We start from the raw sequence: 15,154 nt of genomic DNA, 5'->3' as shown, positions 1-15,154 counted from the left end.
TTTCATAATGTGAATTAAAAGCGCTTTAAATTCAGTACAAGCCCCCATGGTCTTTGTCTTGCTAACCGGTGTAGGCCACGCGTCCCCTACACTTCGACCATGCCTTTGCGCCCCCCTTCCTCTTCTTTTTTACCCTCGCCTATCGCGCCCCATAAATGGTGGCGGCGCTGGTGGAGCCGCCAATCGCCCCACCGCCAAGACCGCTTCGCCATGATGGCGCCGCTGATTGCGGTGCTGCTGTTCTTCGCCGCCATCGGCTCGTCCTTTATGTATTTGCGGCTGGAGGAAATTGACCGTGAGCAGGAGGCCGTGAAACGCGATGTGGAATACACCCAGCAGCAAATCCGCCTGCGCCTGCTGGAGCGCCAGGAACAGCTGATGCGCATCGGCCGCGACATCTCCAATGAAGAGGTGGACGTGGAGGAATTCATCAGCCGCGCGGAATCATTGGTGGCCCAGCACCCGGACCTGCAGGCGGTCAGCTGGATCGATGAGCGCCGCCGCGTCAAAGCCAGTTACGCCTCGCCCAGCCTGCCCTCGTCGCAAACCCGCGCAGTGGACACCTTTTTGCGCCCTGGTGGCGACACCGAAAGCACCTTCAGCCTGGCGCGCGATCTGCAACAGCCGGTGTATGCGCAGCCCGCTGGCGCTGCCGATGCCATTCCCCTGCTGCAGCTGCATATTCCGCTGGCCGACCGGGGCCGCTTTGCCGGCGTGCTGCTGGCCGAATATTCCAACGACAGCCTGCTGCGCTACGGCGTACCCGCCGAGGTGCTGGCCAAGTACGCGGTCGCCCTGCTGAACGGCAACAACCAGGTGCTGGCGGGCAATGCGTTGCCGATACGCTCGGTCAGCCACCGGCTGCTGCCTTGGTCCAGCCAGGCAGAGCCGTATGAAATACCGGTCTCTCCGGTGGGCAACGGCCTGATCCTGCGCGCCCAGGCCTACCGCACCTCGCAGGGGGTGATCGGCAGCGGCCTGTTCTGGCTGGTCGGCGCCCTGAGCGTGCTGACCGCCTGGATGTTGATCGGTAACTGGAAGCACACCCGCCGCCGACTGCAGGCCCAGCAGGCCCTGCTGTCGGAAACCAACTTCCGCCGCGCCATGGAGAACTCCATGCTGACCGGCATGCGCGCGCTGGACATGCAGGGCCGCATCACCTATGTGAACCTGGCGTTTTGCCGCATGACCGGATGGAGCGAATCCGCCCTGGTGGGACATACCGCGCCCTTTGCGCACTGGCCCGAGGAAGACCGCGAATACCTGGCCGCACGGCTGGAGGATGAGCTGAACGGCCGCACGCCGCCCGGCGGCTTCCAGGTACGGGTGAAACGCAAGGACGGCACGGTGTTCGATGGCCGCATGTATGTGGCGCCGCTGATCGACGCGGTGGGCAAGCAAACCGGCTGGATGACTTCCATGACCGACATCACCGAACCCAACCGCATCCGTGAACAGCTGTCGGCCTCGTACGAACGCTTCACCAAGGTGCTGGAGGCGCTGGACGCTTCGGTTTCGGTAGCCCCTATCAACAGTAACGAACTGCTGTTTGCCAACAAGCTGTACCGGCTATGGTTTGGCGTGCAGACCGTGGGGCACGAAAAGCTGGCCGCGCAGGCCGGCGTACCCGCCGCCCCCACACAGGACGAGAACGAAGACGACGTGGATGCGTTCGCCGGCCTGCCCACCGACAGCCTGACCGACACCCAGTCCGAGAGCGCGGAAATCTTCGTGGCCGACCTGGGCAAATGGCTGGAAGTGCGCTCGCGCTACCTCAGCTGGGTGGACGGCCGCCTGGTACAGATGGTGATTGCCACCGACATCACGCCACGCCGCCGCGCCGAGGAGCAGTCTGCCGCCCAGGCCGAGCGCGCGCAATCCTCCAGCCGCCTGATCACCATGGGCGAGATGGCCTCCAGCGTGGCGCATGAGCTGAACCAGCCACTGGCCGCCATTAGCAACTACTGCAACGGCATGGTCTCGCGCATCAAAGGGCCAGGCATTGCGCAAGACGACCTGCTGGCCGCCCTGGACAAGACCGCGCGCCAGGCCCAGCGCGCCGGCCAGATCATCCACCGCATCCAGTCCTTCGTGAAACGCAGCGAACCCAACCGCACCCAGTCGGACGTGGCACACATGGTGTCCGAGGCGGTGGAACTGGCGGGCATCGAGCTGCGCCGGCGCAATGTGCGCCTCAGCCATTACGTGGCGGCACGCCTGCCCCGGCTGCTGGTGGACCCGATCCTGATCGAACAGGTGCTGGTGAATCTGCTGCGCAATGCGGCCGAGGCCATCGATCTGGCGCAACGCCCGACCGCCCAACGCAACATTGAGCTGCGCGTGGTGCCGAAAATGGAAAACGACAAGGCCGGCATAGAGTTCTCGGTCACCGACACCGGCAAAGGCCTGGCCCCCGAGGTCAAGGAACGCCTGTTCGAAGCCTTCTTCTCCACCAAAGCCGAAGGCATGGGCATCGGCCTGAACCTGTGCCGCAGCATCATCGAGTCCCACCTGGGCAGGATGCAAGCCGAGAACCTCTACAATGGAAACGAAGGCACAGGGTGCCGTTTTTCATTCTGGATCCCGCTGGCGCAACTTTCTGTTACCCAGAGTGGACCTACAAATCCCGCCCCAACCCCCGGAGTGACTGCATGAGTTTGATCCCCAAAAAAGGTACTGTGTACGTCGTGGACGACGATGAGGCCGTCCGTGATTCGCTGCAATGGCTGCTGGAAGGCAAGGACTACCGGGTCCGCTGCTTTGATTCCGCAGAGTCCTTTTTAAGCCGCTTTGACGCCCGCGAAGTCGCCTGCCTGATCGTTGACATCCGCATGGGCGGCATGACCGGGCTGGAGCTGCAAGACCGCCTAATCGAACGCAAGTCCCCCCTGCCCATCGTCTTCATCACCGGCCACGGCGATGTGCCCATGGCGGTGGACACCATGAAAAAAGGCGCCATGGACTTCATCCAGAAGCCCTTCAAGGAAGACGAATTGGTCGGCCTGGTGGAGCGCATGCTGGAGCACGCCAAAGAGACCTTTACGGACTACCAGCAAGCAGCCAGCCGTGGCGCCCTGCTGTCCAAGCTCACCACCCGCGAATCCCAGGTGCTGGAGCGCATCGTCGCCGGCCGGCTGAACAAGCAGATCGCCGACGACCTGGGTATCAGCATCAAGACGGTGGAGGCCCACCGCGCCAACATCATGGAAAAGCTCAACGCCAACACCGTGGCCGACCTGCTGAAAATTGCCCTGGGACAAGCTGCTCCGAAAACCTGACGCTACACATTAAATAGCACCCCACGCCCGTCTGACCTGTGCCAGCGGGCGTTTTTACTTGATTTTTTGAATAATGACCGCTGAACTGATCGATGGCAACGCCCTGTCCCAACAACTGCGCCAGGATGTCGCTGCGCGCGCCCAAGCCCTGAAAGCCCGCGGCACCACGCCCGGCCTGGCCGTCGTTCTGGTGGGCGACAACCCGGCCAGCCAGGTGTATGTGCGTAACAAGGTCAAGGCCTGTGCCGATGCCGGCCTGCACTCGGTACTGGAAAAGTACGAAGCCGGTATGTCCGAAGCCGATCTGCTGGCCCGTGTGGACGCGCTGAACAACGACCCCAGCATCCACGGCATCCTGGTGCAGCTGCCCTTGCCAGCGCACATCGACGCACAAAAAGTCATTGAAGCCATCTCACCAGCCAAAGACGTGGACGGCTTCCACGTCGCCAGCGCCGGTGCGCTGATGACCGGCACGCCCGGCTTCTGGCCCTGCACGCCCTATGGTTGCATGAAGATGCTGGAAAGCATTAACTACGACCTGCGCGGCAAGCACGCCGTGGTGATTGGCCGCAGCAATATCGTCGGCAAACCCATGGCCCTGATGCTGCTGCAAAAAAACGCCACCGTCACCATCTGCCACAGCGCGACAGCCGACCTGAAAGCCATGACCTTGCAAGCCGACGTCATCGTCGCCGCTGTGGGCAAGCGCAATGTGCTGACCGCCGATATGGTCAAGCCCGGCGCCGTGGTGCTCGACGTCGGCATGAACCGCGACGACAACGGCAAACTGTGCGGCGACGTGGACTTTGAAAATGTGCGCCAGGTCGCAAGCCATATCACCCCGGTGCCCGGAGGCGTTGGCCCCATGACCATCACCATGTTGCTGGTCAATACATTGGAAGCTGCGGAACGTTCCGCCGCCTCTTGAATCTATCGCGCTTAACGCCACATCCAAACCATGACCAATCCACTGCTCGACTTCTCTGACCTGCCCCTGTTTGACCAGATCCAGCCCGAACACGTGGCACCCGCACTGGACCAGTTGCTGGCCCACGCGAATGCGGCACTGGACACGGTGACGCAGCCTGATTTTCCGGCCCAGTGGACCGAGATCGCCAAAGCGCTGGATGTGAGCACCGAGCAACTGGGCCGCGCCTGGGGCGCCGTCAGCCACTTGAACAGCGTAGCCGACACCCCGGCCCTGCGCGCCGCCTACAACGAAGCCCTGCCCCGCGTCACCGAGTTCTGGACCCGCCTGGGCGCGGATGAGCGCCTGTACGCCAAGTACAAGGCCGTGGACACGGCCAGCCTGAACGTCGAACAGCTGCAAGCCCACCGCAACGCCATGCGCAACTTCGTGCTCAGCGGAGCCGAACTGGAAGGAGCAGCCAAGGAGCGCTTTGCCCGCATCCAGGAACGCCAGGCTGAAATCAGCCAGAAGTTCAGCGAAAACGCACTGGATGCGACCGACGCCTATGCCTACTACGCACAGGCCGACGAACTGGACGGCGTGCCCGCCGATGTGCAGCACACCGCCCGCAGCGCCGCCCAAGCCGAAGGCAAGGAAGGCTACAAGCTCACGCTGAAGATGCCCTGCTACCTGCCGGTGATGCAGTTCGCCACCAGCAGCCCGCTGCGCGAGCGCCTGTACCGCGCCTACGTAACCCGTGCGTCCGACCAGGCCGAAGGCGAGGCCGTGCAGTTCGACAACACCGCCCTGATCCGCGAAACCCTGGCGCTGCGCCAGGAAGAAGCCCGCCTGCTGGGCTACCAGAATTTCGGCGAAGTCTCGGTCGTGCCCAAGATGGCTGAATCGCCCGCCGAAGTGATCCACTTCCTGCGCGACCTGGGTGTGCGCGCCCGCCCGTTTGCCGAAAAGGACGTAGCCGACCTGCGCAGCTTTGCCGCCGAACACCTGGGCCTGGCCGATCCCCAGCCCTGGGACTGGCCCTATGTGGGCGAAAAGCTCAAGGAAGCCCGCTACGCCTTCAGCGAGCAAGAGGTCAAGCAGTACTTCACCGCGCCCAAGGTGCTGGCCGGCCTGTTCAAGATCATCGAAACCCTGTTCGAAGTCTCTATCCGCCGCGACAGCGCCCCCGTGTGGCACCCCTCGGTGGAGTTCTACCGCATCGAGCGCAGCCTGGGTGGTACATCGGCAGATGCCCCCCGCCAATTGGTGGGCCAGTTCTACCTGGACCCATCGGCCCGCACCGGCAAACGTGGCGGTGCCTGGATGGACGACGTGCGCGCCCGCTGGCTGCGCCCCGACACCCACACGCTGCAGACCCCCGTGGCGCATCTGGTGTGCAACTTTGCCGACGGCGTGGACGGTCAGCCGCCACTGCTGACGCACGACGACGTGACCACCCTGTTCCACGAATTCGGCCACGGCCTGCACCACATGCTGACCCAGGTCAACGAGCGCGATGTGTCCGGCATCAGCGGCGTGGAATGGGACGCGGTGGAGCTGCCCAGCCAGTTCATGGAAAACTTCTGCTGGGAGTGGGATGTGCTCAAGCACATGACGGCCCACGTGCAGACGGGCGAGCCACTGCCGCGCGTGCTGTTCGACAAGATGACCGCCGCCAAGAACTTCCAAAGCGGCCTGCAAACCCTGCGCCAGATCGAGTTCTCGCTGTTTGACATGCTGCTGCACACCGAGCACGACCCGGCCCAGGACTTCATGCCCCTGCTGCGCAAGGTGCGCGACGAGGTCGCCGTGCTGCAAGCCCCGGCCTTCAGCCGTACCGCGCACACCTTCAGCCACATCTTCGCCGGCGGCTATGCGGCGGGTTACTACAGCTACAAATGGGCCGAGGTGCTCAGCGCCGACGCCTACGCCGCGTTCGAAGAAACCGCCGGCGCGGACGGCGCGGCCAACATCGAAACTGGCCGCCGCTACCGCCAGTCCATCCTGGAAGCCGGCGGCAGCCGCCCGGCCATGGAGTCGTTCAAGGCCTTCCGTGGCCGCGCGCCCACGCTGGATGCACTGCTGCGCCACCAAGGCATGGCTTAATAGTGGCCTGGAGGATTTTTACGATGCGCATTACCCCCATCCACACCGCACTGGCCTGCGCCGCATTGGCACTGGCCGCTGGCAGCGTCTATGCCCAGACGGTCTACCGCATCGTCGGCCCCGATGGCAAGGTCACTTTCTCTGACCAACCACCGGCGCCCAGCAGCCCGGCCAAGGTCACCACTACCAACAAAAACGGCAGCAGCGCAGTAAATGCCGCGTCGTTGCCGTTTGAGTTGCAAGAGATCGTAAAGCGTTATCCGGTCACGCTGTACACCGGTACCGGCTGCAGCCCCTGCGAAAGTGCGCGCAATCTGCTGGTGCAACGCGGTATCCCATTTACCGAGCGCAGCGTGAACACCGATGCCGATGCCGACGCACTGAAACGCATCAGCGGTGAAACCAGCCTGCCGTTCGGCACAATTGGTGGCCAACAGCTCAAAGGCTTCTCGGATGTGGAATGGACGCAGTACCTGGATGCTGCGGCCTACCCCAAATCATCGGTGCTGCCAGCCAGCTACAAGCGTGCGCCGGCCCAGCCCCTGGTGGCCAGCAAGGCGCCTCCAGCAGCAGCGCCGGCAGCTCCGGCCCCGGCAGCACCGCAGCCCGAGCCGGTGGACACCAGCCGCAACCCGCGCGGCATCCAGTTTTAGAGCTTAAAACTCCAGGGTTTTCACGCCCTGCGCCGTGCCCAGCAGGCACACATGGGCTTTTTGCAAGGCAAATACGCCCACTGTCACCACACCGGGCCACTGGCTGACCTGGTTTTCGAAAGCCACCGGGTCGCTGATCTGCAGGCCCGTCACGTCCAGGATGTACTGGCCGTTGTCGGTCACCAGCGGTTGGCCGTCCTTCAGGCGCAGCTTGGCCAGCCCCCCCATGGCGGCAAACTGGCGCACCAGGCGGTTCGAGGACATGGGAATAACTTCCACCGGCAGCGGGAACTGGCCCAGGGTCTGCACCAGCTTGCTCTCGTCGGCGATGCAGACGAACTGGCGCGACTGGGCGGCCACGATCTTCTCGCGCGTCAGCGCCGCACCGCCCCCTTTGACCATATAGCCCTGGCCGTCGATCTCGTCCGCACCGTCGATGTACACCGCCAGCTCGCCCACGTCATTGGCGTCGAACACGGGGATGCCCAGCGCTTTCAATTTGGCGGTGCTGGCCTCTGAACTGGACACCGCGCCTTTGACCTGGTCCTTGATGGTGGCCAGCGCGTCAATGAACTTGTTGACGGTGGAGCCGGTGCCCACGCCCACAATTTCGCCTGGCACCACATAGCGCAACGCGGCCTGGCCGACCAGGGTTTTCAGTTCATCTTGTGTCATCTGGGAAAATCCGTGGTTAAGTAGAAAAACCCTAATTATCCAATGCCCCTCATCCCCTACGCCCTGGCCCGCCCGTTTCTGTTTGGCCTGGACCCCGAAGCCGCCCACGACCTCACGCTGAACGCCATTGCCCGTACCCAGGGCACGCCGCTGGAATGCCTGTACCGCCAGTCCACGGTCAGCGACCCGGTGCAGCTGGCCGGGCTGCAGTTCCCTAACCGTGTGGGCCTGGCGGCTGGCCTGGACAAGAATGCCCGCTGCATCGACGGCCTGGGCGCCATGGGTTTCGGCTTTGTGGAGGTGGGCACGGTCACGCCGCTGGCCCAGCCCGGCAACCCGCAGCCGCGCATGTTCCGCTTGCCCCAGGCGAATGCGCTGATCAACCGCCTGGGCTTCAACAACGGCGGGCTGGAGGCCTTTGTGGCCAATGTGCAGCGCGCCCGCTTCCGCAGCAAGGCCGGGGGCACGCCCATGCTGCTGGGCCTGAACATCGGCAAGAACGCAGCGACACCGATCGAACGCGCCACCGACGACTACCTGCTGGCACTGGACGGTGTCTACCCGCATGCCGACTACGTGACGGTGAACATCTCCAGCCCCAACACCAAGAACCTGCGCGCCCTGCAGAGCGACGAGGCGCTGGACAGCTTGCTAGGCGCCGTGGCCGAACGGCGTGCCCAACTGGCGCAGCAGCACGGCAAGCGCGTGCCCATCTTCGTGAAGATCGCCCCCGACCTGGACGAGGGCCAGGTGGCCGTGATCGCCGCCACGCTGCAGCGCCACGCCATGGACGGCGTGATCGCCACCAACACCACCCTCAGCCGCGATGCCGTGAAAGGCATGGCGCATGCAGAAGAAACCGGCGGCCTGAGTGGCGCACCGGTGCTGCAGGCCAGCAACCGCGTGATTCGCCAGCTGCGCGCTGCCCTGGGCAAGGGCTTCCCGATTGTGGGCGTGGGCGGCATCCTGAGCGCAGCCGACGCTGTGAGCAAGATCGACGCCGGTGCCGACGTGGTACAGATCTACACCGGCCTGATCTACCGAGGCCCGGCGCTGGTGCAGCAGGCGGCACAGGCAATTAAAAGCATGAAGAAATAAGGCTCTAGCGCAGGAATTATCTGCACTGATAGCTCCCAATTAAATAGCAGGCCAATAAGCCCGCCAGCGTCGCGATAACGAAAGCTCTTGCCACGGCTAACGCAATCTGCATCCCTAGAAAACATGCCTAAAACCTTACATTCTGTGAGCAAACGAGGCAAACAAACCCGGCCTGTTTGACTTAGATCAGACAGCCGGAAAATCCTGTCCGCGAGGGCATCTGCTGAGCGCCAAGCTATTGTCTAATGCCAACCACGTGCAACATCTAGGAACAAGCCACCATGCGACTTAACCTACCAGTCACGGCCCAGGAATACGACTTCCCAGCTAAAAGCATGCTTGTGTCAACGACTGACACCAAGGGCCTCATCACTCACTGCAACGACGCTTTTGAGCAGGTCAGCGGCTATCTCTACGAAGAACTGATAGGCCAGCCACACAATATGATCCGCCACCCTGACATGCCCCCGGAGGCGTACAAGGACATGTGGCAAACCATAGGCCGCGGACGGGCCTGGAGCGGCATGGTGAAGAACCGGCGCAAGGACGGCTCCTTCTACTGGGTCGAAGCCAATGTCACCCCCATCATGCACAACGGCAAGCCACGCGGCTACATGTCGGTGCGCACCAAGCCTAGCCGACAAAAGATCCAGGACGCCGAGCAGTTGTACGCACGCATCCGTGCCGAACGCGAATCCGGCAAGCCGAGCTTTGAACTGCACGCCGGCTCCGTGCGCCTGCTAGGCTGGCGCGGCCTGTTGGGCCGACTGGAGCGTATCTCTTTCACCCAGCGCTACGTGCTGGTGTTGGCAGGCATGGTTGCCGTGGGCCTGACGCCGGTACTGCTGGGCATGGAAGGCATGGGCGGACGGCTGCTGCAAGTCGCCCTGCAAATCGCCGGCGCCAGCGTGATGGTGCTATGGTTCAAGCGCCATGTGTCCGATGTGATTGCCGATGCCGAGCAATTTGCCAGCGATATCTCAGGCTGCAATCTCGGCACCACCGTCCCGCAGGACCGCGGCGGCCCGCTGGGCAGCCTGAGCCGCAGCCTGCGGCAGATCCAGATCAACCTGCGCGCCGTGATTGGCGACGTGAAATCAGAGATCAACGGCTTCAGCCAAACGGCGGCCGAAATCGCCGCCAGCAGCCAGGACCTGTCGTCCCGCACCGAGTCCCAAGCCAGCAGCCTTGAAGAAACCGCCGCCAGCATGGAGCAGCTGTCCAGCACCGTGCAGCAGACCGCAGACACAGCCCGGCAAGTCGCCCAGCAAGGTGAAAAGAGCAGCAGCGTCGCAACCCGTGGCGGTCAGGCTGTACACCAGGTGGGCGTGGCGATGGAGAACATCAACGCCTCGTCAAAAAAGGTGCAGGAAATCATTGGCGTGATCGAAAGCATTGCCTTCCAAACCAACATCCTGGCCCTGAATGCCGCCGTGGAGGCCGCCCGCGCCGGCGAACAAGGCCGAGGCTTCGCCGTCGTCGCCAGCGAAGTGCGGGCCCTGGCCCAGCGCAGTGCCACAGCAGCCCGCGAGATCCGCGCACTGATCGCGCAGTCGGCAGAACAGGTTGCCGCCGGCAGCAACCAGATGAGCGACGCTGGTCGCACCATCGACGAAGTGGTGGCCTCGGTGAAGGAAGTCGGCGCCTTGATACGCCAGATCACCAACGCCACGCAAGAGCAGTCCCTGGGTATCTCGCAGGTCAACGAAGCGGTGACCCAGCTGGACAGCGTCACCCAGCAAAACGCTGCGCTGGTGGAGCAGTCGGCCGCCTCGGCCGAAGGCCTGAGCGACAGCAGCATGAACCTGGCGCGTGCAGTGCAAATCTTCCATCTGCCCTGAGACATGTGCTGATGTACCTTGCCCCCCAGGCTGACTGGGGCTGTATGCCCCTGGCCGGCAGCCTGCCTGCTTCGGTACTCGACTCGCTGTACAGCCAAATCGCCATCATCGACAAGACCGGCCAGATCCATTACGTGAACCGCGCCTGGCGCGATTTCGGCCACCATGGCCTGCCGCCCGACCATCCCTGGCTAGGTAGCAACTACCTGGACATGTGCCACCTCTACGTCGGTCACAACAAGCCGCCTTCCGGCCCGGTGCTACCCAAAATCCAGGCCGTGCTGGATGGCGACGAAGAAGCCTTCGACTGCGAATACCCCTGCCACACCGCACAGGAAAAGCGCTGGTTCATGGTCCGCATATCGGCCATGCGCGACCACCCTGGGCACTTTGTGGTGTCGCACCAGAACACTACACGGCGCAAGCAGCAGCTGCTGGCCGGCCAGGAAGCGCTGCAGGCCACTGCCCAGCACAGTCAGGCGATTTTGGACAATATGGTGGATGGCGTCATCACCATCAATGCGCAAGGCTTGATGGAGTCCTTCAACAAGGCCGCCAGCAAAATTTTTGGCTACAGCGTGGACGAAGTGCTGGGCCGCAATGTAGCGATGCTGATGCCAGCACCGCACCGCCAACACCACGACGGCTATCTGCGGCATTTCCAGCACACTGGCGAAGCCCGCATCATCGGTGCGCCAAGAGAGGTCGAAGGCCTGCGCAAAAACGGCCAGATATTTCCCATGAGCCTATCGGTGTCGCAGGTGGACCGTGCAGGCCAGCCCACCTTCATCGGCATGGTGCGCGACACCACCCAGCGCCACCGGCAAGATGAGGAAATCCGCCGCCTGGCCTTCTACGACCCGCTGACAGGCCTGCCCAACCGGCGCATGCTGATGGACCGTCTCAAACAAGCCATCGCCAGTGCCAACCGTAGCCGCCAGCACGGCGCAGTGATGTTCCTGGACCTGGACCATTTCAAGCAGCTCAACGACACACGCGGCCACGACGTGGGCGACCTGCTATTGCAGCAAGTCGCGCTGCGGCTGAACAACTGCATGCGCGAAGTCGACTGCGTGGCCCGCCTGGGTGGTGACGAATTCGTGGTGCTGCTGGAGGCCTTGAGCAGCCACGCCCATGAGGCCGCCACCCAGACCGAAGCCATTGCCAGCAAGATACTGTACGCACTGAGCCAGCCCTACACCTTGCGCGAACAGATCCACGAAAGCACGCCCAGCATCGGCATCGTGGTGTTTGCGCAAGACCACACCAGCCAGGATGAATTACTCAAGAAGGCCGACGTGGCCATGTACCAGGCCAAATCGGCCGGCCGCAACACGGCCTGCTTTTTCGACCCCGCCATGCAAGCCGCCGTACTGGCCCATGCCGAGCTGGAAAAAGACCTGCGCCAGGGCCTGGCACAAAACGAATTCCTATTGCACTACCAGGTACAGGTGAATGGGCGAGGCGTGCCGGTCGGTGCCGAGGCCCTGGTACGCTGGCACAGCCCGCAGCGAGGCCCGGTGCCTCCCGGGCAATTCATTGGGCTGGCCGAAGAAAGTGGGCTGATTCTGCCCCTGGGCCAGTGGGTGCTGGAAACCGCCTGCACGCAGTTGCAGGCCTGGGCCCAGCACCCCGCTACCGCGGGCTGGACCATGGCCGTCAACGTCAGCGCCAGCCAGTTCGCCCAGGCCGACTTTGTGGCCACCGTGGTGGCCGCACTGCAGCACACCGGCGCCAACCCGCACCTGCTGAAACTGGAGCTGACCGAGAGCATGCTGGTCAACGATGTGGAAGACGTGATCCTGAAGATGAACCAGCTGAAGGCCCAGGGCGTGTGCTTCTCGCTGGACGACTTCGGCACCGGCTACTCGTCGCTGTCGCACCTCAAGCGCCTGCCGCTGGACCAGCTGAAGATCGACCAGAGCTTTGTGCGCGACATCCTGACCGACCCCAGCGACGCGGTCATCGCCCGCACCATCGTGGCGCTAGGCCACAGCCTGGGGCTGGCGGTGATCGCCGAAGGCGTGGAAACCGCAGCCCAGCGCGACTTCCTGGCCGGCCTGGGCTGCGATGCCTTCCAGGGCTACCACTTTGGCCGACCCGAGCCCGCAGACGCGCTGCAGAAATTTATATAAAATATGCCGCCAGCGCAGATTCCACCTGCGTAAGCAGCTCCTATTTACATAGCATTGCAAGGCAGACACATCCGGTTACATCCGGTGTAGACACCGTCCGACATCGGCTCTAGCATCCCTGGATGGATGGTTTCCACATTCCACAGGAGGCTTTATGCAAGTGCAACCTTATCTTTTCTTCAACGGCCGCTGCGAAGAAGCTTTGGCTTTTTACACCGCGGCGCTGGGGGCCGAAGTCACCATGCTGATGCGCTATGCCGAAGCCCCCGGCGGCGGCCCAGAAGGCATGCTGCCACCGGGCTTCGAGAACAAAATCATGCATGCCAGCATGCGCGTGGGCGAGGCAGTGGTGATGGCCTCGGACGGCAACAGCACCGAGCCGGCAAGCTTCAAAGGCTTCTCGCTGTCGCTGGACGCCAAAGATGGTGCGCATGCCGAAAAGCTGTTCAACGCGCTGAGCCAGGGCGGCCAGGTGCAAATGCCCCTGGGCAAGACCTTTTACGCCTCCAGCTTTGGCATGGTGGCCGACAAATTCGGCGTGTCCTGGATGGTCATTGTGATGCCCTAGCGGGAGACACAGCATGCTCTACACCGGCAGCTGCCACTGCGGCAATATCCGCTTCACCGTGGATGGCGAAATCAAAGGCGCCATGGAATGCAATTGCTCGATCTGCGTGCGCAAGGGTTCGCTGATGTGGTTCGTGCCGCGCGAACAGCTGCAGCTACAGACCCCCGAGGAAAACCTGAGCACCTACCTGTTCAACAAGCATGTGATCCAGCACCACTTCTGCGCCAGCTGCGGCATCCATCCGTTTGGAGAAGGCACAGACCCCAAAGGCAATCGCGTGGCCGCCGTCAACATCCGCTGCCTGGAGGGGCTGGACCTGGCCGCCATACCGGTGCAGCACTACGACGGTCGCGCTGCCTGAGCCGGCTTACTGGCGCGCGGTGCGGATATTCGGCGGCGGCGTGCCGGGGCACAGCTGCCGGCGATCTCGTCAAAGCTCAGTCTGCTCTGACATTTCCAAGGCGTCCTCGACCTCTATGCCGAGATAGCGAACCGCACTTTCCAACTTGGTATGCCCGAGCAGGAGTTGGACGGCACGCAGGTTTTGGGTTCTGCGGTAGATCAACGTTGCTTTGGTTCGTCGCATGGAATGCGTTCCAAACTCCGTCGTATCAAGGCCAATTTCATTGGCCCAACGATGAACAATGCGGGCGTACTGCCGCGTCCCAATATGAGCCGAGGCGTGAAGCCTGCTGGGAAACAGATAGTCATCAGCCCGTAGATTCACCTCCTGCACCCAGGCTTCAAGCGCATCACGGGTAGCCAGAGTCAGTTCGAACTGTACGGGACGGTGTGTTTTATGTTGCATGATGGTCGCCCTACTGGCGATTGCAGTGCCATGGCAAACATCGCGAACGCGAAGTTTTACAAGATCGCCACCGCGAAGCTTGCTGTCTAGCCCCAGATTAAACATGACCAGTTCACGTTGCCTTGATTGCATCTGCAGCCGGACCCGAATAGCCCAGATATCTCGGATCTTGAAGGGGGCCTTCTGCCCGACGATTTTCCCCTTATTCCATGGGGTCGCGGAACTGGTCGATTTATCATGGTCCATGATGTGCTCCTGTTGAAGGTGCGACGGCGCCGTCTTCGCGTTGACGGACGTCGCCACAATATGGTGCGATAACCAGAACCATCTCCACCAGTCAGCGCCTCCTAGCTGAAGATACCCTGCGGCCAACAGAAGCGTCCAAGGCTGGTGGAGCCCTTCATAATCAACACCGCCCCCCCGCTTGTTCGAGATGCCAGTCTTTCATCATGGATAAATTCTTGCTGCAGCAGCAGGTGCTGGAGCGGCTAGCCGAAGACCTGCGACAAGCCGAGCAGGCAGTGCGGACGGCCCATGAAACGGCAACTCACGAAGAAAACATCGCCGAAAACAAATACGACACCTTGGGACTCGAAGCCGCCTACCTGGCCACCGGCCAAGCTCGGCGCGCCGAAGGCATCCGCCAGGCGATGGCCAATTGGCGCCAATTCCGCCCGCGCCCCTACGACGCCATCAAAGGTATACAGCTAGGCGCGCTGGTCTGCCTAGTCGATTCCGACGACCAGCAGCTAGAGCTATTTCTCGGGCCGGATGGCGGCAGCATGAAGTTGGTCAGCGGCGCTCAGTTCGTTCAGGTCATCAGCAGCGAAGCCCCTTTGGGCAGGACCATGCCGGGTAAATGCGAGGGGGATGAGGTATGGATACAGATTACTCCAATCCGACAGCAGTTTGAGGTGCCGCGGGTTAATTAAGCCGCAAGCAAGCCCACGCAGAATCGACCGAGGTCGGCGGACGTGCCTGGAGGCTAGACTTCTGCTATTAACGGCCGAGGCTGTGTGAAAACGCTTCACGCTTAGCCACTTCAAAAATAAAATAAGGTAACCCGTTTCCAGCGAGGTAGC

At 62.5% G+C, this 15,154-nt stretch carries 13 protein-coding genes; 11 read left to right on the top strand and 2 right to left on the bottom strand.

Going from position 1 to position 15,154, the window contains the following annotated elements; genetic code table 11:
• Positions 1 to 99 precede the first annotated feature (99 nt).
• The 5 genes from AC07VY_RS21365 (at position 100) to AC07VY_RS21345 (ending at position 6,947) form a co-directional block, all read left to right on the top strand.
• Positions 100 to 2,655, top strand: coding sequence for a PAS domain S-box protein (locus tag AC07VY_RS21365; protein ID WP_495099253.1), 2,556 nt, complete (start codon positions 100 to 102; stop codon positions 2,653 to 2,655).
• Positions 2,652 to 3,278 carry a response regulator transcription factor gene (locus tag AC07VY_RS21360; RefSeq protein WP_495099254.1) on the top strand — a complete coding sequence of 209 codons (627 nt, stop codon included), beginning with the start codon at positions 2,652 to 2,654 and terminating at the stop codon, positions 3,276 to 3,278. The genes AC07VY_RS21365 and AC07VY_RS21360 overlap by 4 nt, the downstream gene beginning before the upstream one ends.
• Before the next feature lie 73 nt (positions 3,279 to 3,351).
• The gene (gene folD, locus AC07VY_RS21355; protein WP_495099255.1) at positions 3,352 to 4,206 is read left to right on the top strand and encodes a bifunctional methylenetetrahydrofolate dehydrogenase/methenyltetrahydrofolate cyclohydrolase FolD; all 855 of its coding nucleotides are present in this window, start codon (positions 3,352 to 3,354) and stop codon (positions 4,204 to 4,206) included.
• A gap of 30 nt (positions 4,207 to 4,236) precedes the next feature.
• Positions 4,237 to 6,294 carry a M3 family metallopeptidase gene (locus AC07VY_RS21350; protein WP_495099256.1) on the top strand — a complete coding sequence of 686 codons (2,058 nt, stop codon included), beginning with the start codon at positions 4,237 to 4,239 and terminating at the stop codon, positions 6,292 to 6,294.
• Positions 6,295 to 6,317: 23 nt separating this feature from the next.
• The gene (locus AC07VY_RS21345; protein ID WP_495099257.1) at positions 6,318 to 6,947 is read left to right on the top strand and encodes a DUF4124 domain-containing protein; all 630 of its coding nucleotides are present in this window, start codon (positions 6,318 to 6,320) and stop codon (positions 6,945 to 6,947) included.
• 3 nt (positions 6,948 to 6,950) lie between these two features.
• Here the strand turns inward: AC07VY_RS21345 and rpiA are convergent, their stop codons facing one another.
• The gene (gene rpiA / locus AC07VY_RS21340; protein WP_495099258.1) at positions 6,951 to 7,622 is read right to left on the bottom strand and encodes a ribose-5-phosphate isomerase RpiA; all 672 of its coding nucleotides are present in this window, start codon (positions 7,620 to 7,622) and stop codon (positions 6,951 to 6,953) included.
• A gap of 42 nt (positions 7,623 to 7,664) precedes the next feature.
• Between rpiA and AC07VY_RS21335 the strand changes: the two genes are divergently transcribed.
• The 5 genes from AC07VY_RS21335 (at position 7,665) to AC07VY_RS21315 (ending at position 13,625) form a co-directional block, all read left to right on the top strand.
• Positions 7,665 to 8,720 (top strand): quinone-dependent dihydroorotate dehydrogenase, encoded by a 1,056-nt coding sequence (locus AC07VY_RS21335; protein ID WP_495099259.1) that lies wholly within the window; start codon positions 7,665 to 7,667, stop codon positions 8,718 to 8,720.
• A gap of 281 nt (positions 8,721 to 9,001) precedes the next feature.
• Positions 9,002 to 10,561 carry a methyl-accepting chemotaxis protein gene (locus tag AC07VY_RS21330; protein ID WP_495099260.1) on the top strand — a complete coding sequence of 520 codons (1,560 nt, stop codon included), beginning with the start codon at positions 9,002 to 9,004 and terminating at the stop codon, positions 10,559 to 10,561.
• 11 nt (positions 10,562 to 10,572) lie between these two features.
• Positions 10,573 to 12,696, top strand: coding sequence for a putative bifunctional diguanylate cyclase/phosphodiesterase (locus AC07VY_RS21325; RefSeq protein ID WP_495099261.1), 2,124 nt, complete (start codon positions 10,573 to 10,575; stop codon positions 12,694 to 12,696).
• A gap of 154 nt (positions 12,697 to 12,850) precedes the next feature.
• Positions 12,851 to 13,264, top strand: coding sequence for a VOC family protein (locus AC07VY_RS21320; protein WP_495099262.1), 414 nt, complete (start codon positions 12,851 to 12,853; stop codon positions 13,262 to 13,264).
• Between the two features lie 13 nt (positions 13,265 to 13,277).
• Complete coding sequence (locus tag AC07VY_RS21315; RefSeq protein WP_495099263.1) at positions 13,278 to 13,625, top strand: GFA family protein; 348 nt, start codon at positions 13,278 to 13,280, stop codon at positions 13,623 to 13,625.
• A 69-nt stretch (positions 13,626 to 13,694) separates the two neighbouring features.
• On the opposite strand, the gene AC07VY_RS21310 is transcribed toward AC07VY_RS21315, so the two are convergent.
• Positions 13,695 to 14,318: a tyrosine-type recombinase/integrase gene (locus tag AC07VY_RS21310; protein ID WP_495099264.1), complete on the bottom strand. Its 624-nt coding sequence runs from the start codon at positions 14,316 to 14,318 to the stop codon at positions 13,695 to 13,697.
• A 203-nt stretch (positions 14,319 to 14,521) separates the two neighbouring features.
• Between AC07VY_RS21310 and AC07VY_RS21305 the strand changes: the two genes are divergently transcribed.
• A complete protein-coding gene (locus tag AC07VY_RS21305; RefSeq protein WP_495099265.1) occupies positions 14,522 to 15,004 on the top strand; it encodes a GreA/GreB family elongation factor in 483 nt (160 codons plus the stop codon).
• Positions 15,005 to 15,154: the final 150 nt, after the last annotated feature.

This window comes from Rhodoferax sp. GW821-FHT02C08 (assembly GCF_059421805.1).
Note: the sequence above shows the minus strand (reverse complement) of the source record. Positions and strands in the feature narration are given on the sequence as shown.